This is a genomic window from Candidatus Accumulibacter necessarius (genome assembly GCF_036625085.1).
In genome coordinates this window covers 192,470-209,934 of record NZ_JAZKUM010000008.1, presented here as the reverse complement: position 1 = coordinate 209,934, position 17,465 = coordinate 192,470, and the positions used below count along the sequence as shown (strand labels likewise).

Below are 17,465 nucleotides of genomic sequence, written 5' to 3'. Positions count from 1 at the left end.
CGCCGAGTCGTTTGATCCGGTGAGTTTCGCCACCTCGTGGCACTCACCCCTCCAAAGTCCGCATGAGCGCGCCCGTCGCCAAAGGTGGGAGGGCTCGCCACTTCCTGTGTTCGTTCTGGCGGCAGCGAACCTTCGGGCGGCAGCAGTGGTCAATAGCGTGCAAGCCCGCGCCACCAATCACCATCCCACCCTGGAGTTGCTTAATGGAACTGTACAAGCCTCTGCTGCCGGGCGTGTTGCCTGATCCCATGCGTCTGCTTTCCCGTCAGGGGTTCTTGCCAACCGCCGCTGCCGCGGCGGCCGTCTTTGCGGTGCTCCTTCTTGCTTCGGCTCGCCTCGCGGCGCAGGGCGTTGAGGCGCAGCAGAACTCACCCGTCGTGGTTGCTGCGACCGAGACAGCCCGTGAAACCGGCGTCGCCGAGGTCGTCAGCCACGACTACGAGTGGCACGACGCGTCGCGCGACCGCGCCGTGCCGGTGCGCCTGTATCTGCCGGTCGCGACTGCCGGTAGGCGAACGTTGCCCCTGGTCGTTTTTTCACACGGCATCGGTGGTTCGCGCCGCGGCTACAGCTACCTTGGTGCCTATTGGGCCAGCCACGGGTACGCCAGCCTGCACCTGCAGCACGTCGGCAGCGATCGTTCGCTGTGGGCTGGCAACGTCTTCAATCTGGTGGGGCGCCTGCAGGGCGCTGCGCAGGAAGAGGAAGCGATCGCGCGCGTCGCCGACCTTCGTTTCGCGCTTGATCAGCTACTTTCCCACCCCGAAGTCGGCCAGCGGATTGACCCCGAGCGCATCGTTGCCGCTGGCCACTCGTACGGCGCCAATACCATCCTGCTGGCGCTGGGTGCGCGGATCGAGCGGCAGGGCCGCATCATCGATCTCGCCGAACCCCGCCTGAAGGCGGCGATGCTGCTATCGGCACCACCGTTCTACGGTGAAACCGATGTCGCAAGGATACTCTCGGGCATCAGCGTGCCGACGCTACACATCACCGCCACCGAGGACATCATTCGCATTCCGGGCTACTACTCCGGCGCCGAGGACCGCATCGCCGTCTTCGAGGCCATGCCTGGCGCGCGCAAGGTCCTGGCGGTGTTCGAGGGGGGCTCGCACAGCATGTTCACCGATCGTGCCGCCACCGGCGGCGTAACCCTGAACCCGCTGGTGAAGGCAGCGACCCGGGAACTCTCGCTTGCCTTCTGGCAGAAGGTGTTCGGCGGCGGCGACGCGGCGCTGCGTGACTGGCCAGCGCGCCATAACGGTATCGTCGCCCGGTACGTCGCCGGCGGTTCGTAGACGGCGACGGAGAACGGTCAGCGATCTGATGTCGGAATCAGCTCAATCCTCGAGCAGGCTGCGCAGCATCCAGGCGGTCTTCTCATGCACTTCCAGGCGCTGAGTGAGCAGATCGGCTGTCGGCTGGTCGTTCGCGGCATTGACCACTGGAAACAGCTCGCGTGCAGTGCGCGCCGTCGCTTCCTGAGCGGCAACCAGGTGACGGATCATGTCCATTGCCCTGGGCACCCCTGTCACCTCCTTGACCGAGGCGATCTTGACAAACTCCTTGTAGGTGCCGGGAGCCGGGTGACCGAGTGCGCGAATCCGCTCGGCAATGATGTCGAGCGCGTTCCACTGTTCCGTGTATTGCCCCATGAACATCAGGTGCAGGGTGTTGAACATCGGCCCCGTGACATTCCAGTGGAAGTTGTGCGTCATCAGGTAGAGCGTGTAGCTATCGGCGAGCAGGGCGGAAAGGCCCTTGGCAATCGTCTCCCGCTCGTCGGCGCTGATGCCGATGTTGATCGACGGGGCGGCGGCTGTTCTGATTTTCTTGGCGTTCATGGTTCATTCTCCTCGGTTGAAATGATCATCCCAGCGTGGTTTTCAGTACCATCATCAGGGCAAAGCCAGGCAGCGTTCGGACCAATTACAACAAGCCGGTAGCGCTGCCCGGAAAGACAGCGACGTGTTGCTGCCAACCAGATGTTTTGCTCCTCTTTGTTCGATCAATGGTATCCGAAGAGGCGGCAAGCCCTTCTCTACCGGCGTCTCGGAGAGCCGCCGGGATTACCGAGCACCGTGCCTGTACCGGGAAATCATCGTGGCGTCCTTGCGAGAAGAGTGACCAACTTGCTGAATGACCGCATGCAAGCCCGACGACCTGATTCTAGGATTGCCTGAACGATTGGTCCAATCGATTGTGGATATAAGCGCGATTGCGAACGGCTATTGCGAGAATGGGGCAAGCACGCTTGTCTGCGCCAGGCTTCCTGCCCGGCCGATCGGCCGCGAGGTCGTGAAAATCACCCTGACAACCGGGAACTTGCCGCCATTCCAACGCAAGCGGGGATCCGCCCTGTTCATCTGATGCCGGTTGCCGTAGCGCCCCGGCTGCTCAGGATTTGAGGCGTGCCGGGCCCAGCAGCCCGGCGGTCAGACCATATGCCGCCACCTGCGGCGGCAGGGGCAGCCCGCGGACCAGCGCCGCACAGGTTGCGCCCATTGCCGGCGACGTCTGGATGCCGTAGCCCCCCTGTGCAGCCACCCAGAAGAAGCCGGCGACCAGCGGGTCAAAGCCGCCAACGAGGTCGCCATCGGCGACGAAGGAACGCAAACCGGCCCAGGTATGGGTCGGACGGCGAATGCTCAGGGTGGTCATTTCCGTCAGGCGGTGGATGCCCGTCGCAATGTCCAGTTCCTCCGGCAGCACGTCCTGCGGCTCGACCGGCTCGGCATTGGCCGGCGAGCCGAGCAACTGGCCCGCGTCAGGCTTGAAGTACCAGTCTTCAGCGAGGCCGATGGTCAGTGGCCAGGGCGACACATCGACGTTGCCGGGTGGCGGAAAGATGAAGACCGATCGACGTCGCGGTTGCAGGCCGATTGGCGCGACACCGGCCAGTTGTGCGATCCGGTCGGCCCAGGCGCCGGCCGCGTTGAGCACCGTCGGCGCGGCGTACTCACGGCCCCCGGCACGCACGCGCCAGCAGCCATCAGCACGCGAGAGAGTCGTCACCTCGGCGTCACAGACGACCCTCCCGCCTTGCTGACGCAGACCGCGCAGATAGCCCTGATGGAGGGCGTTGACATCGACGTCGGCGGCGCCGGGGTCGTAGACTGCGCCGACCACCCGTTCGCGCCGCAGAACGGGCACCATGGCGCAGGCCTGGGTCGGGCCGAGGAACTGCATTCGGTCACTGATCGTGCGCAAGGTCTGCCAGGTCTGCTGCAACAGCGCCTCCTGCCCCTGGGTGGCAACGAGCAGGGCGCCGCGCGGCGTCAGCAGCGGATGCTCGGCAAACCCCTGGGGTGGGGATTCCAGGAAGGTGCGGCTGGCCATGGTGAGGGCACGCACCTGGGCAGTCCCGTAGCTCTCGGCAAACAGGGCGGCCGATCGCCCGGTCGAGTGATAGCCCGGCTGCGCTTCACGTTCGAGCACGATGACGCGACCGCCGGGTGCAAGATGCCAGGCGACGGATGCGCCGGCAATGCCGCCACCGATGACGAGGAAGTCGGCCTGCTCAGACGGCGGAAGGATGGTCATGCAGTATTCCTGTGGGCTTCCCGGAAGGGCATCTGTCGGCTCTTCGGCCGGTCAGGCGAACGGCACGATCACGACGAAAAAGGCATCCCAGGGACGGCGCTGCGCGGCAGCTTGAACAACTCGGCGGCGGTCTCACCAGGCGAACGATAACACCTGCGTTTTGCCACTGGACAAGCCATCAACGGCAGTGTAGTCCAGTGCAGTCAGAAGGCATAGGGCTGGTAAAGCCACTCCTTGACGACCTGTACGTCTCGATCGGGCAGGTAGTGGAAGCCGGCATTGACGTCATCAATAACGGCATTGGCGAGGGCGTACGGCGCGCTCCTGACCGTCAGCATGTGAAAGAACCAGGCCATCGGGTAACCAACGGCCTTGTCGTAGCGGGCCATGGCCTGGTGCAATGCCAGGCCCTGCATGCCGAAGGTGGCGGCGAACCTGGGTGCGGCACCGTTCAGTGCGGCGACCGGTGTGGCGTGCAGTACGGCCTGCCGGTAGCGGTCCAGATGCTCGCGCACGACAACCACCCAGTGGTTGGAAAACTGCGTCGCCGCGCTGGCGCTGCTGGCTTCCCAGGCTTCGACGAAACGATGAATCGGCTGCGCTTCCGGCTTCTGAACGCGCATCCGGGCGAGGAAGGCGGCCACCGGCGTCAGCCGGCGCAAGACCAGAAACGACGAGCCGATTGGTTCGGCACCGGCACAGCAGGTGACGTCCGCGCCGCGCGGATCGATCAGCTCCTCGATTCCCGACGGCAGGCTCTCGGCCGCGAACAGCGGATGACAGACGACCTCCTGCAGCTCCTCGATTTCGATCTGCACGAAATCCGTGGCGCCGCCGCCGGTCGCGGCGACAAAGTAACGCGTGCGGCCGGTCAGTCGGGTCGCCCGCAAACCGTCCTCGGCGTAGTCGTCGCAGAGGGCAGCCATGTCCTCGTCGTGAGCCGCCAGCTGCTGTTCGGCCCAGGTCTCCAGATTGTCCGAAAGGCGGACATGATTCGCATCGACGACGCCGCCCAGGCGATACCAGCCGCCGCGCGACAGGACCTGGCGAAAGGTCAGCCCGGGAGCCAGTACCGCCAGTTCCCTGGCCAGCACCTCAGGCCCGGCGGTGGCAGGCGTTCGTACGCACAGTTCGGCGACCTGGCGCGACAGTTCCTGCCAATCCGAGGTGCTATTCATTGCCGGTGGTGTTCATGCGTCCTCGGCAACAAGGTCCGCCGCGAAGCGGGCCAGCGAACCGGCTTCGACGCCCATGATCCGGGCTAGCCACGGCGGCGGGTGGCGCAAAGCCCGCTGCAGCTGGGCAAGCGCCTGCAGGGCTTCGCCGCCCGCGTTCTCGCGACTCGCCACCTTGACCGGATGGACACCGGCGCGGACGACCTTGGCCGTCGCCGGGCCACCGATCGACTGCACATAGACGATCTGGCAATCACTGATCAGTGCGGCACGCGCGACGTTGCGATCTTCGGCGTGATCGGCCGCGAGCGTCGGCCGCACGGCAATCAGCCGTACCTCGTCCGGGGAGACCTGATAGACCAGGAAGCGCTCGCACGATCCATAGTGCCCATCGAGCAGCTGCTCGCGGTTCGAAGCGCAGGCGACGCGGATCGATCCCGGCATGTCGCCGGCGGCGTAGCTCGTCACCGGCGGGAGCTCGCTGTTTACGATGCCCTCGCCCCAAAGCAGGCGCACGGCCTGCTTCAGTTGCTCCCGCGGCACGTCGGTTTCGATTACTTCATCCCCCTGCAGCATGAGCTGCAGATCAGCCACCGTGACGGTGGCGAGTTTGGCCTCGGTCAGCGGCAACTCCAGTCGCTCAACCAGAGCCGAGACCAGTTCCCTGGCCGACAGGATGCCCAGCTCGCGAGCAGCGAGCGCGACGCGTAAAGCCGCTTCACGGGTAATCGACTGCGCCATCAGAGCCTCCCTCGAGCCTAGATGAAGACGATGCAGGATTCGCCTGCCGGACAGGCATCGAGGCACTGCGGCGAATCGAACTCGCCTTCGCACTCGGTGCAGGTGTCGACGTTGATCTTGTACATGCCGGCCTTGCTGGTGATCGAGCTGGTCGGGCAGACCGGCTTGCAGTCGCCGCACGACGTGCATTCGGCCTGGATGATTTTCATTGCCATGAGGTTATTCTCCGTTGAAGGACTTACTCCGCCGCATCCAGTCGCCTGGCGCGCAGCGAGATCGGGAAGCGTGCAGGCAGGGCCTGCGGTTCAATGTAATAGGCGCCGCCATTGTTGAGCCGGATCTCGCCGCCCCACTTGTCGGCGCTGTCGTATTCCATCGAGACGATGGCGTCCTCGAGATCGCGCTTCGGCAGGTAGAACGAGTAGGTACCGACAGCCGTCTTGCGGACCATGATGTTGGCCATGGAACTTCCCTTTGCAGTGGGCGACGGGAACGGCGAACGTCCCCGTCGGGCTGGTTCAGCGCACTCAGCGCACCAGATCGAAGTTGTAGTCGGTGGTACCCATGCCCATGGTCTCCTGGTCGAGCCGCTCGAGCACCGCATTGACCAGCGTGGTGACCACCTGCATGGCTCCCTCGTAGCCGATCGTCGTCTGGCGATGCAGATGATGACGATCGAACAGCGGGAAGCCGATGCGAATCAACGGCACCTCGAATTCCTTGCCCTTGTGCAGCGTGTCGCGCTGGATGAACTTGCCGTAGCTGTTGCCGATCAGGAAATCCGGCTTGTCGGTAAAGCAGAGCGAGCGCAGGTGCCACAGGTCGAGACCGGTCCAGGCCTTGGCGTTGACCCCGAACGGGCTCTCCGAGAGCATTTTCTCCATCGTCTTCAGCCAGCGCTTGCTGCCGTTGTGGCTGACCACGTGGGTCGGTTCGGCACCGCATTCGAAGAGGATCTTCACCATCCCCATGACGAAGTCAGGGTCGCCGTAGAGGGCAAATTTCTTGCCGTGCAGCCAGGCGTGCGAATCGGACATCAGGTCGACCAGGCGGCCGCGTTCCTTGGCCAGCGATTCCGGGATCGGCTTGCCGGTCAGTTCGGAAACCTTCATCAGAAAGTCGTCGGTCCAATCCACACCCATCGGGATGTTGAGCTTTGGCACCTCATGGTTCCACGTGTTCTCGACCAGCTTCTTCGTCTTGTCGAGCTGGAATGGTTGCAGCAGGATGGTGCTGATGGCGTTCGGCGCGTCCTTGATCTCGTCCTGCGTCGTGCCGCCAGCGTACATCCGGAACTCACCGTCGGCCGGCGTGTCGAGCACCTCGCTCGGGTCCGAGAGCAGCGTCGCCTCGATGTCCATCTCGGCCATCATCCGCTTGATGACCCGGAAGTTGCCGAGATAGGTCTCGAAACCGGGAACGAAGTTGAGCTTGCCGTTCTGGCCTGGCGTCTTGTCGGCCATGTGGTTCAGCGTGAAGGAGCGCATGATGCCTTCGAACATGTTGTCCCAACCGGTCACGTGCGAGCCGACGAAAGACGGCGTGTGCGCAAAGGGGACCGGGAAGTCGTCCGGTACATGCCCTTCCTTTTTGGCGTTGTTGATGAAGGCGTTGAGGTCGTCACCGATCACTTCGGCCATGCAGGTGGTGGATACCGCGATCATTTCCGGCTTGTAGATCGCGCGCGCATTTTCGAGGCCGTCGAACATGTTCTTCTGGCCGCCAAACACCGCCGCATCTTCGGTCATCGAATCGGAGACGCAGCAGATCGGCTCCTTGAAGTGACGATTGAAATAGGTGCGGAAGTACGAGACGCACCCCTGTGAGCCATGGACGTAGGGCAGCGTCTTCTCGAAACCCAGCGCACAGAGCACGGCGCCGAGCGGCTGGCAGGCCTTGGCCGGATCAACGGTCAGCGCCTCGCGCTTGAAGTTCAGCTCCTGATATTCCGCGGTGGTGGTCCAGAGGAAGACCTCCTGCACCTTCTCCGGGGGATGGCGTTCTTCGAAGACATCCCGCTTGTTCTTCAACGAGGCCTGATAGTCGGGTTCGCCGAAAAGCGGGTAGCAGGGCTTGATATCATCTACAGCTTGCATCTTCATCTCCTTTGGCCGCGCCACCCATGTGTGGACGCGGACACAAGTTGAGGGAAATTTCTCTCAGGCAACCTTCTTCAGCTCGCCTGCTTCACCTGGCACGCTCGCATCGCCCGACGCCGGCTGCTTCTTCCACGGCGGCGTCTGCTTGCTCCAGCACGGATTGGAAATCGCCATGTCCATGTCGCGGGCAAAGATGGCGAAGCCGTCGTAGCCGTGGTAGGGACCCGAGTAGTCCCAGGAGTGCATCTGGCGGAGCGGGATCCCCATCTTCTGGAAGACGTATTTTTCCTTGATGCCGGAACCGACCAGGTCGGGCTTCATGCGCTTGATGAACTCTTCCAGTTCGAAGCCGGTGGCGTCGTCGTAGAGCAGCGTGGCGTTGCCCATTTCCTTGATCGTGCGGTCGTAGTCGTCGTTGTGCCCGAACTCGTAACCGGTGCCGATGACCTGCATGCCAAGATCCTCGTAGGCGCCGATGACGTGCCGCGGTCGCAGGCCACCGACGTAGAGCATCACCGTCTTGCCCTGCAGGCGCGGCTTGTACTTGGCGATCACCGCCTCCATCATCGGCTGGTACTTGGCAATGACGCGTTCGGCGCCTTCCTTGATGTGGTCATCGAAGTGGGCGGCAATTGCCCGCAGCGACTCGGCAATCTTGGTCGGGCCGAAGAAGTTGTATTCCAGCCATGGAATGCCGTACTTCTCCTCCATGTGGCGGCTGATGTAATTCATCGAGCGGTAGCAGTGCAGCAGGTTGAGCTTGACCTTCGGCGTCTTTTCGATCTCGGCCAGCGTCCCGTCGCCAGCCCACTGCGAGACCACCCGCAGGCCCATCTCCTCGATCAGGATGCGCGACGCCCAGGCATCGCCGCCGATGTTGTAGTCGCCAATGATGGAAACATCGTAGGGGGTTGCTTCGAAGGCCTGGCCATCGCGCTTGTCGAGGACCCAGTCGCGGATCGAATCGTTGGCGATGTGGTGCCCGAGCGACTGCGAGACGCCACGGAAGCCTTCACAGCGCACCGGAACGATCGGCTTGTCCATTTCCTTGGCGGCTTTCTTCGACACCGCCTCGATGTCGTCGCCGATCAGCCCGATCGGGCACTCGGACTGCACCGAAATCCCCTTGTGCAGCGGAAACAGCGTTTCGATCTCGCCGATCAGTTTGGCCAGCTTCTTGTCGCCGCCGAAGACGATGTCCTTTTCCTGGAAGTCGGAGGTGAAGTTCATGGTGCCGAAGGTGTCGACGCCGGTGGTGCCGACGTAGTAGTTGCGGCGGCCGGCGCGCGAATACTGGCCGCAGCCGATCGGGCCATGCGAGACGTGGATCATGTCCTTGATCGGACCCCAGACGACCCCCTTGGAACCGGCGTAGGCACAGCCACGCACGGTCATCACGCCGGGCAGCGACTTGCGGTTGGAAGTGATGCACTTCTTCGATTGTTCGACCGACTGGTCGTTGACCGCGAGGTGCTTGGCGCGGTCCTTCCTGGCCTTCTCGGGATAAACCTCGAGCACGTCCTGAATCAGGGCCTCGGTTTCTTCACGTGTCAATTCAGACATCCTGCTTCTCCTTTTTGGCTGCCGGCACTCATGTGTGGGCGGCAGCCGCGGGTTGAGACGGTATTGCGCAGTCCGGGCGGTTCAGGCAGCGGCGAGTGCTTCGGCTTGTTCGGCCGCAAGCTGCGCAGCGGTCTTGCCGATGATCGACTCGTCGTCCGCCTCCAGGATGCCGAACTCCATCAGCAGTTCCTCGAGTTCGTCCATGGTCACGGGCGTCGGGATCACGAAGTTCTTGTTGTCGACGATCTTCTTCGCCAGCGTGCGGTACTCGTCGGCCTGCGGCGCCGTCGGGTCGTACTCGATCACCGTCATGCGGCGAATCTCGGCGTGCTGGACGATGTTGTGACGCGGGATGAAGTGGATCATCTGGGTGCCCAGCTTGGCCGCCAGCGCCATGATCAGCTCGTCCTCGCGGTCGGTGTTGCGGCTGTTGCAGATCAGGCCGGCGAGGCGCACGCCGCCGGAGTTGGCGTATTTCACAATGCCCTTGGCGATATTGTTGGCGGCGTACATGGCCATCATCTCGCCCGAGCAGACGATGTAGATTTCCTGCGCCTTGTTCTCGCGGATCGGCATCGCGAAGCCACCGCAGACGACGTCACCGAGCACGTCGTAGAAGACGAACTCGAGGTCCTCGTCGTAGGCACCTTCTTCTTCCAGGAAGTTGATCGCCGTGATGACGCCGCGACCGGCACAGCCAACGCCTGGTTCCGGGCCACCGGATTCGACGCACTTGATGCCGCCGTAACCGACTGACATCACATCCTCGAGTTCGAGGTCCTCGACCGAACCGGCCTCGGCGGCAAGACCCATCACCGAGTTCTGCGCCTTGCTGTGCAGGATCAGGCGGGTCGAGTCGGCCTTCGGGTCGCAGCCGACGATCATCACCTTCTTGCCGATCTCGGCCAGCGCGGCGACCAGGTTCTGGGTAGTGGTAGACTTGCCGATACCGCCCTTGCCGTAGATGGCGGCCTGACGAAGTTTTGCCATGATGCAATCTCCTTGTTGAAGTTCTGCGTTGAAATCATCTGAAGCAAGGAAAAATCCCGCGCTCCTGACAAGGCTTGTGCACAGAGCGTGCCAGTTCCGGCCGAGATCGCTGAAACCCTGAGCTGGCAAGCTTTTCACCGATTTTTCACGGATTCCGGCGAAGGCCGACGAAACGCCGATGTCTGACATTCCTGTGGATGTTTGTCGCGCTCCCGACAAGGCCGATGAAGGCTTGCCGACGCTGCCGCGCCTTGCCCGGCTGCCGATCAACCGCTGCAACCTGCCGGCCGACATCCTCGGTGGCCTGACCTATCAACGACATCCGACACCGCTGCAGATCGACGGCGTCGCCGACCTGCACAAACCGCTGTGGGCCCTGCTGAACGACATTCCGGACACCGACGAGCGGGCCGGGCGTTTCGCGGGTTACCTGGAGAGCCACTTTCGCCTCAAGCAGCCGGAAGATGCGGGGCTTGCTGCCGGCCGGTCCGGCACGCGCGCCAGGGCCAGCTACCTGCGCGTCGTGCGCGGCTGGGCCTTCGACAGCGAGAGCCGTGAGGCGGCAGTGCTGAAGGGCTGGGTCGAGTCGCGCTTTGGGCTCAGTCCGCGCCATCATGGCGAACCGCTGCGCGAGCCGGGGAGCGCCGCCTGGCAGCGCTATGTGGAAATCCGGGCGCAGGGACTGCGCGGCACCAATGCCCTGGAGTCACAGCTCGACCTGCTCTACGCCTATACCCAGTACGAGCTGGCCCGGCAGTTTCCGCAGCGCACGCATCTGCGGCTGTACCGCGGCGTCAACCGGCTCGCCGAGCACGAGACCATCGAAGACAACAGGCAGGGGGAGAAGGTGCTGCTGCTCAACAACATCAACTCGTTCTCGCGTTCACGCGAACGCGCCGGCGAATTCGGCGACGACCTGCTGGCCGTCGATGTCCCGTTGCCGAAGCTCGCCTTCTTCAGCCAGCTGCTGCCCGGCATGCTAGGCGGCGAGGACGAGTACGTGGTGATCGGTGGTCTGTATCGGGTGCGGCTGGCGCGCTTCTAGACGGGCAGCTTGCCGTGGGCTCAGGCGGTGCGGGGGGTGGGCTCGATGGAACGATGTTCCTGGGCCAGCAGCTTCCATGCTTGCCCGCAGCGCCAGCGTTTTCGATAATCACGCCGCCGTCAGAATGAAATCCACATGCACCGCATCGTAAGGAAAACAAAACCCCGCTTGCTCGCGCTCGATCAGCCCAGTGGCCACCAACGAATGCACGTCGGTGTGCACGCCGCGTACATCGCGCCCCACACGCCGCGCAATTTCCCTTAGCGCGAGCGGTCCCGCGCCCGTCATCACCTTGAGGATGTCCCAGCGTAGCGGCGTCAGCGTGCGCCATAGCGCGCGCTCATCGACGAATCCGATGAAGGGCATCGCGCGCTCGCCGGTGGTCATGGCGCGCATGAAGCGAGCATTGACCTCTTCGCGCGACGCGACGCCGATGGTCACGGTGTTTGTCATGTCACTTGCTCCAATCGTCGACGGCTGTCCAGAAGTCTGCCAAGAGCTGTTCCAGCGAGATGAAGAGGTAAGGCGCCTCGTCTTCGCCGCAGTGGAAGTGGTCGCCCTTGCCGGCCTCGTTGTCGAAACGGAGCACGCACACCCCATCCACCACGTAAGCCAAGCTGTACTTCAGATCGTGCGTGCTTTCGGGTACCTCGGTCGGCACCCGGAAGACACGCACAGCGACAAAAGCATGGTCGCCTTGTGGGTATCGGTCATCGAGGATCAGCGCCGCTGGCATGTTGTAAATCCTAACAACACCAACGAGCGTTGTAAAGGAATGCAACAGGTGGCGACCAGCAGTTACAGAAAGCCGTCAACTTTTTCGGAACCCCTGGCCCGTTTGCGGTTGGAACGACCGGCAGTTTTCGCCGTACCCGCCGTCTCGTCACGCACCCGCACCGCGGCTTGGTCGAAGTTGAACACGTGCTTCGCAGCATTGACGAAGCGGCTGATGCGCATCGCGGGCATCCCCAAGCGCTTGCGCCAGCGCTGTGTTGGAAAGTCTTGCGCCACGCGCCTCCAGCGCCTTCAAGAGTCAAGGGTCTTTCTTCCTTCCCGCAATCGAGCGAGACTGCAGCGCATTCGCTCGTAGCCCGCCCGGAGGAAAAAGGATAGACCCCCGACTTTCAGCCACGGACGGCCGGTCCGGCCCGGTGGATGACCCATGGCACTGAGTGGGGCGGGATTTGGATAGCTTTTCAAGGGCCACCGGGGCCAAATTCGAAATTGACACCCCTTGATGGAGGCTCATACACTCTTGATGGTACCGTAGGATTTCCTATCCTCTGCAAGGAGTCTCGACCATGAGCGACAACGTTGACAATCTGGTTCCTTGAGCACTTGCGCGCCTTGCGGGGTGGACAGGACCGCATCGAAAGCGAGTTGCTGGCGGTCGCCGCCCAGCTTACCGGCCTGGAAGCGAGCACTGCCGCTGGCCGACGCGATAGCGCGCACAACTACGAGGAAATCATCCGGCAACAGTCAAGTATCGATCAGATCAAGGCGCGAATTGACCGCATTGAAAGACGGCTGGAAATCACGGGTTGAGAAATCACCGGTCGGGCAAAAGAAAAGACTTGACCCTGCTCGCGCGCGCTTGGGAGATGAAGATGACTGATAGCATCATCCACGAAGTACGAGCGATTCGCGAACAACACGCCGCTAGTTTTGGTTTCGATCTCGATCGCATTCTTGCCGATCTGCAGGCGCGCCAGAACAAACACGCAGCCGAAGGGCGGACATTCCTGCTCCTGCCAGTCCACCACCGGAGCCTAACTTGGCATTGCAGCGGACTCGCTTCGCTTACCGCTGAATTTCAACGTTAGCCCGCAGCCAGTGCCATGGTTCTGTTCGGGAAAGCTCCCAACACCTTTTTGTCTGCTGTCACCAATTTTGTGTCGAGCTTGATTGCCAACGCAACGAATTCACAGTCGTATGCCGAACAATCGCTGTCACGTACCAGTTCGAGGACGGCTCGCGAGTCAACTTCAAACTCTGACCCAGAGAGAAGGTCTTCTGCTTCCTTCTGTAGGCTGCATGCCTGTTCAAACGTAAGCATTTTCCGCCGCGTATATCCAGCCAGAATGTTACGAAACTCGCTACGCCACAGAACAGGAGCTGCCCATTCCGGGTCTTGCTCTAGTAACGCCTCAGCATCAGCGGTGCGCTCACCCGGTAGGTATAGGTACGCCACGATGTTGGAGTCCACCACAATCATGGCCGGCCCGCGCGCTTCAGTTCATCAATGTCACGCTCCTCAAATTGCCCCTTGGGCAAGGCCGCTCTAAGTCCCCGAGCATGAGCCAATCGTTCGGCGGGCGTCACCCTGGCCGGTAGCAATGCCGCCTCAAGGCAGACTATGGCTTCGCTATTCATGCTGCGGCGGTGCGCTTCGGCAGAAAGCTTCAAACGGTCGTATACGACGTCCGGGATATTCTTTAAAGTCAGGGTAGTAGGCATATCATTCTCCAACCATAATGAAACCATTATGGTTTCACTTTGCCATCTCGTCAAACTGCGATTACTTGCAAGTGGCAAAATGCGGGCTGACATGTCGGTCGAGAGGGACGGCTTGCAAGCTGCACTTGCAGGTTCCGCCCGCGCTTCGCGCTCCGGCCACCCCTCACCGCTACGTTGGAGCGCACACTATGGCCATCTACACTGCTGAAATAGTCTGGTCTAGGTCCGACCAGAAGTTCATCGACAATCGCTACAGCCGAAAGCACATTCTCCGCTTCGACGGCGGTATCGAAATCGCTGGCTCGTCGTCCCCGTATGTCGTCCCTTTGCCCTATTCGGCAGTCGACGCCGTCGATCCCGAGGAAGCCTTCGTCGCCTCCCTGTCCAGTTGCCACATGCTTTGGTTTCTCTCCATCGCGGTCAAGCATGGCTTCGTAGTGGACGACTACCATGATGCGGCAGAGGGTGTGATGGCCAGAAATGCGGAAGGCAAGCTCATGATGACGGTCGTCACTCTTCGCCCTGAAGCACGATTCTCGGGAGAAAAGACGCCGACGAACGCCGAGCTTCAAGAGCTCCATCGTTTGGCGCACGACGAGTGCTTCATCGCCAATTCTGCCAAGACCGAGGTTCGTTGCGAGCCACGGCAAACTGCGCTCCAACATGGCATTCAACCGCGCTCCCTGCGCTCGCTGGACGCTGGGCGATAAAGCCGCACGGCGCCGATCAGCTCTGCGTTAGCCCAAGTTTAACGAGTCCCAAAAAACATCTTGCGGAATCAATCGTTTGCGGGCCAAGAGGATGTCGAGTGGCACTACAAGCCGGTGATTTCTGATTCAGCTGATCAGTTTTCTGATTCCTCCGGGTGCGGCGCTGATGCCGAGCGCGCGGTAGATCGCCAGCAGATCGGGTTCGGCGACGGTGGCTTTGCGCACATGCAGGGAGCGGCCATCGCGCTGATTGAAAGTCGCGGTCACCCGGCGCTGCAGCGAGAGGATGTCACGCAGGGTCGCCCAGCTGTCGGTCATTCCCGCGGCCTTGAGTTTCACGCGCAGGAACTGAACACACTGGTAGGCGAGCACGGTGATGAACAGATGACCGTCCAAGCGCACTTCCTTGTGGTGGTAGATGGGTCGCAAGCCGAACTCGCTTTTCAGACTGCGAAACACACTCTCCAGGTCGGTCAGCATCGTGTAGGTACGCCAGAGTTTCTCTTCATCCCAGGCGAGTTCGTTGGTCCGCAGACAATAGACGCCGGGATGCGTCGCCATCGTGCCGGGAACCGGCACCTTCTGCCAGGTGATCGCCGTCACCGTCTTGCCGCTATCCTCGGTGACGAGATTGACCTGGTAGTGCTGGCTGGCGCCGCGGCTCTTCTGCTTGAGTCGGCCGAGACGTTCCAGCAGCTTGTCGTGATTCTTTTCGCTGCGGGGCTTTTGCAGCCCATCGTGCATTTGCTGCAGGCCAGCCTCGAAACGCCCACCGGATAGCGCGAGCATGGCCTCTTCCTTGAGTTGCCGGCTCGGCGAATGGCAATACAGGCAGCGCTCCTGGCCATCCGGGCTCAGCGCCTTCTGGAGATGCAGCCACGCCTCGCCAGCGCTCTCGATGCTCACCGAGCGTGTGGCATCGGACTGCCGCATCCCGCCTCGACGCACCACCAGATAGCGGTAGCCGTGCTCGACCAGCCAGGCGACGTTGGCGTCGGTGGCAATGCCGGCATCCATCACCACCAGCGCTCCCGCCGGCGTCCCCAGGCCGGCCAGCATTGACGCCAGCGTGCCGGGCTCGGAGACGTTGCCGGCGAAGGTCTGTGAGCGCCGGACGAAGCCGCTGCCGTCGAGCACCAGACCGAGCGTCACCAACGGGCAGTCGCTGCGCTTCTCCTTCGAACGCCCGCGTTTGGCCTTGCGATTGAGCTCGGCTTCGCCTTCGAAATAGGTGTTGCCCAGGTCGTACAGGGTGACCGTCTCCGGCAGATCAAAGAGCGTCCGGGCGGTGCTGAACAAACGCGTCTCGATCACCTCCCGATGTTTCATCAGGACGTCCGAGGCGCGGTACAGACTCAGGTGCGACATCGACAGGAAGTCAACGTCGATCAACTCACCCAGGGCGCTGTGCTGCTGCAACCAGTTCCAGGTCGCCAGTTCCGACCCCGGCTGGCCCATTCGGCCGATCAGGTTGCCCAGGATCGATGCCTGCACCACCCCTTTGACGCCCAGGTCGTTCAGCGTCTCGATCAAACCCAGCTCGCTTGCCGCATGCAGACCGACGTGTTCGACGCCCACCGACCGGGGTTGCGTCATCTGCAGCGAGTCCACATCGACTTCCTGGAAGTCCGCAGGCGGGCGAGGTTCGCCGGCCGATCCGGCGCCACCCTCCGTCGCTGACGTGATGACCGGTGCGCGAGCAACCAGCTGCGCATGGTAACGCTGCGCCGTGCGCTCGATCGATTCAGAGCATTCCACAGGCAGGATCACCGCCTGCGGATTGAGCAACTGCTCCAGGCGGCTGCACAGAATCGGCCAGTCTTCCGGCTTGATCGGAAAGTGGCGGCCAAGGTTCAACACCGTGATCTGACGGACCTTGCCACCGATGCGCTCGGTGCGCACCAGTCGGTAGCTGACGTAGCTTTCACCCGTCGCCTTGTTGCCGGTTCTCGTCTGTCGTATGAACATGCCCACGATCGTACAACAAAAGCAAGGGGATCGGCCAAAAAGTACACGATTATGGCACTACAAAACGCCAGAAAATCCACCATCAGGAAAATCAACGACTTAGAATCGAGACTCGCCTGAAAAGTAGGAAATATGCGTATGGGATGTTAACAACCGGTTAGGGGGTAGGCGCCGATGTTCTGCAGCAAGACTGAAGTGCGAGATGAAAACAAGGCGAGGGCAAACCGTGTGAGCAGTCGTGATAACGACAAAGTCTTCACTGGCTTAATTCCGAGGCTTTATGAGAAGCATTTGGTTTCGGTGATCTTCGAACCCTATGCTGCGCAATTGGCGGGCCGGCTTGCTTCACGTCTCTTGACCCGTGTGCTCGAGATTGCCGCCGGCACGGGCGTGGCTACTCGTAGTTTGGCATCCGTTCTGCCTGATAACGTTTCCATCGTCGCCACGGACCTGAATCAGCCGATGCTGGACCAAGCTGCTGCGATCGGAACCAAGCACCCCGTGGAGAGGCGTCAGGCAGACGCCATGCAACTGCCCTTCGAGGACGGCATGTTCGACGCCGTGGTATGCCAGTTTGGAGTCATGTTCTTTCCCGAAAAGTCGAAGGCCTTTTCGGAGGCACGTCGAGTACCCCGGTCGGGAGGCGTTTTCATTTTTTCCGTGTGCGATCGGATCGAAGAAAACGAATTTGCCGACACTGTGACGACGGCACTTGAGTCCCTTTTGCCCAAGGAGCCGCCGCGCTTCTTGGCTCGCACGCCCGATGGCTATTACGACCGCTCAACTATCGAGGGAGACCTTGCAAATGGCGGGTTCACTGCTTCGCCTCAAACCAGCACAGTTGCCGCCCGCAGTCGGGCAACATCTTCCCTGATCCCGGCGGTAGCGTACTGCCAGGGGAGACCATTACGAAACGAGATCGAGGCACGTGACGCCTCTCGACCTGGCGAAGCGACCAACGCCGCTGCGGAAGCTATCGCACAGAGGTTCGGGCAAGGGGCTATTGACGGCAAGATTCAGGCACACATTGTCACCATCGAAAACTGACTGTGGCGAATTGAGCGTGTTGTGCTCTGACCCCACCGGTTGCAATGTGACACGCCTGAACCGCCACCCTGAACGTCTCGCTCCAGCGGGGGAGCGCCAGGCCTTCCCTTTTGCCTCCTCGTGTGTT

21 protein-coding genes are annotated in these 17,465 nt (G+C 61.9%); 6 read left to right on the top strand and 15 right to left on the bottom strand.

Annotated elements, in window-relative coordinates:
• The first annotated feature begins 203 nt into the window (after nt 1-203).
• On the top strand, nt 204-1,298 hold the full coding sequence (locus V5B44_RS20805; protein WP_332360958.1) for an alpha/beta hydrolase family protein: 1,095 nt from the start codon (nt 204-206) through the stop codon (nt 1,296-1,298).
• Nucleotides 1,299-1,340: 42 nt separating this feature from the next.
• Here the strand turns inward: V5B44_RS20805 and V5B44_RS20800 are convergent, their stop codons facing one another.
• The 9 genes from V5B44_RS20800 to nifH all read right to left on the bottom strand — a co-directional run bounded on the left by V5B44_RS20800 (nt 1,341) and on the right by nifH (nt 10,111).
• Nucleotides 1,341-1,844 (bottom strand): Dps family protein, encoded by a 504-nt coding sequence (locus V5B44_RS20800; protein ID WP_332360957.1) that lies wholly within the window; start codon nt 1,842-1,844, stop codon nt 1,341-1,343.
• Between the two features lie 553 nt (nt 1,845-2,397).
• Nucleotides 2,398-3,543: an NAD(P)/FAD-dependent oxidoreductase gene (locus tag V5B44_RS20795; protein WP_332360956.1), complete on the bottom strand. Its 1,146-nt coding sequence runs from the start codon at nt 3,541-3,543 to the stop codon at nt 2,398-2,400.
• 203 nt (nt 3,544-3,746) lie between these two features.
• Nucleotides 3,747-4,721: a hypothetical protein gene (locus V5B44_RS20790; RefSeq protein ID WP_332360955.1), complete on the bottom strand. Its 975-nt coding sequence runs from the start codon at nt 4,719-4,721 to the stop codon at nt 3,747-3,749.
• 12 nt (nt 4,722-4,733) lie between these two features.
• The gene (locus V5B44_RS20785; protein ID WP_332360954.1) at nt 4,734-5,459 is read right to left on the bottom strand and encodes a dinitrogenase iron-molybdenum cofactor biosynthesis protein; all 726 of its coding nucleotides are present in this window, start codon (nt 5,457-5,459) and stop codon (nt 4,734-4,736) included.
• A gap of 17 nt (nt 5,460-5,476) precedes the next feature.
• Nucleotides 5,477-5,674 carry a 4Fe-4S dicluster domain-containing protein gene (locus tag V5B44_RS20780; RefSeq protein WP_015768828.1) on the bottom strand — a complete coding sequence of 66 codons (198 nt, stop codon included), beginning with the start codon at nt 5,672-5,674 and terminating at the stop codon, nt 5,477-5,479.
• A gap of 23 nt (nt 5,675-5,697) precedes the next feature.
• Complete coding sequence (nifT, locus tag V5B44_RS20775) at nt 5,698-5,922, bottom strand: putative nitrogen fixation protein NifT (protein WP_324602207.1); 225 nt, start codon at nt 5,920-5,922, stop codon at nt 5,698-5,700.
• A 64-nt stretch (nt 5,923-5,986) separates the two neighbouring features.
• Nucleotides 5,987-7,555, bottom strand: coding sequence for a nitrogenase molybdenum-iron protein subunit beta (gene nifK, locus V5B44_RS20770; RefSeq protein WP_332360953.1), 1,569 nt, complete (start codon nt 7,553-7,555; stop codon nt 5,987-5,989).
• Between the two features lie 63 nt (nt 7,556-7,618).
• Entirely contained in the window at nt 7,619-9,121 is a 1,503-nt protein-coding gene (nifD, locus tag V5B44_RS20765) for a nitrogenase molybdenum-iron protein alpha chain (RefSeq protein WP_332360952.1), read from the bottom strand.
• An 81-nt stretch (nt 9,122-9,202) separates the two neighbouring features.
• Complete coding sequence (gene nifH, locus V5B44_RS20760; protein WP_332360951.1) at nt 9,203-10,111, bottom strand: nitrogenase iron protein; 909 nt, start codon at nt 10,109-10,111, stop codon at nt 9,203-9,205.
• Between the two features lie 178 nt (nt 10,112-10,289).
• Between nifH and V5B44_RS20755 the strand changes: the two genes are divergently transcribed.
• Nucleotides 10,290-11,156 (top strand): NAD(+)--dinitrogen-reductase ADP-D-ribosyltransferase, encoded by an 867-nt coding sequence (locus V5B44_RS20755; protein WP_332360950.1) that lies wholly within the window; start codon nt 10,290-10,292, stop codon nt 11,154-11,156.
• Between the two features lie 108 nt (nt 11,157-11,264).
• Here V5B44_RS20755 and V5B44_RS20750 read toward each other — a convergent pair whose 3' ends face one another.
• The 3 genes from V5B44_RS20750 to V5B44_RS20740 form a co-directional block, all read right to left on the bottom strand.
• Nucleotides 11,265-11,609, bottom strand: coding sequence for a transcriptional regulator (locus V5B44_RS20750; RefSeq protein WP_332360949.1), 345 nt, complete (start codon nt 11,607-11,609; stop codon nt 11,265-11,267).
• Nucleotide 11,610: 1 nt separating this feature from the next.
• Complete coding sequence (locus tag V5B44_RS20745; RefSeq protein WP_332360948.1) at nt 11,611-11,892, bottom strand: toxin-antitoxin system TumE family protein; 282 nt, start codon at nt 11,890-11,892, stop codon at nt 11,611-11,613.
• A 62-nt stretch (nt 11,893-11,954) separates the two neighbouring features.
• Nucleotides 11,955-12,167, bottom strand: a complete 213-nt coding sequence (locus V5B44_RS20740) for a hypothetical protein (protein ID WP_332360947.1) — start codon at nt 12,165-12,167, stop codon at nt 11,955-11,957.
• Between the two features lie 303 nt (nt 12,168-12,470).
• Here V5B44_RS20740 and V5B44_RS20735 point away from each other — a divergent pair, with 303 nt between their 5' ends.
• Together V5B44_RS20735 and V5B44_RS20730 are read left to right on the top strand one after the other, a co-directional pair.
• Nucleotides 12,471-12,701: a hypothetical protein gene (locus V5B44_RS20735; RefSeq protein ID WP_332360946.1), complete on the top strand. Its 231-nt coding sequence runs from the start codon at nt 12,471-12,473 to the stop codon at nt 12,699-12,701.
• A 29-nt stretch (nt 12,702-12,730) separates the two neighbouring features.
• Nucleotides 12,731-12,979: a hypothetical protein gene (locus tag V5B44_RS20730; RefSeq protein WP_332360945.1), complete on the top strand. Its 249-nt coding sequence runs from the start codon at nt 12,731-12,733 to the stop codon at nt 12,977-12,979.
• Here V5B44_RS20730 and V5B44_RS20725 read toward each other — a convergent pair.
• Together V5B44_RS20725 and V5B44_RS20720 are read right to left on the bottom strand one after the other, a co-directional pair.
• A complete protein-coding gene (locus V5B44_RS20725; protein ID WP_332360944.1) occupies nt 12,976-13,371 on the bottom strand; it encodes a type II toxin-antitoxin system VapC family toxin in 396 nt (131 codons plus the stop codon). The two genes, V5B44_RS20730 and V5B44_RS20725, sit on opposite strands and share 4 nt — an antisense overlap.
• Complete coding sequence (locus V5B44_RS20720; protein ID WP_332360943.1) at nt 13,368-13,613, bottom strand: FitA-like ribbon-helix-helix domain-containing protein; 246 nt, start codon at nt 13,611-13,613, stop codon at nt 13,368-13,370. Before V5B44_RS20720 ends, V5B44_RS20725 begins: the two co-directional genes overlap by 4 nt.
• Nucleotides 13,614-13,801: 188 nt before the next feature.
• Here V5B44_RS20720 and V5B44_RS20715 point away from each other — a divergent pair, with 188 nt between their 5' ends.
• Nucleotides 13,802-14,323 (top strand): OsmC family protein, encoded by a 522-nt coding sequence (locus V5B44_RS20715; RefSeq protein WP_332360942.1) that lies wholly within the window; start codon nt 13,802-13,804, stop codon nt 14,321-14,323.
• A 126-nt stretch (nt 14,324-14,449) separates the two neighbouring features.
• Here the strand turns inward: V5B44_RS20715 and V5B44_RS20710 are convergent, their stop codons facing one another.
• Nucleotides 14,450-16,291: an IS1634 family transposase gene (locus V5B44_RS20710; RefSeq protein WP_332360941.1), complete on the bottom strand. Its 1,842-nt coding sequence runs from the start codon at nt 16,289-16,291 to the stop codon at nt 14,450-14,452.
• A 228-nt stretch (nt 16,292-16,519) separates the two neighbouring features.
• On the opposite strand from V5B44_RS20710, the gene V5B44_RS20705 reads away from it, so the two are divergent.
• Nucleotides 16,520-17,338: a class I SAM-dependent methyltransferase gene (locus V5B44_RS20705; RefSeq protein WP_332361015.1), complete on the top strand. Its 819-nt coding sequence runs from the start codon at nt 16,520-16,522 to the stop codon at nt 17,336-17,338.
• The last annotated feature ends 127 nt before the right edge of the window (nt 17,339-17,465 follow it).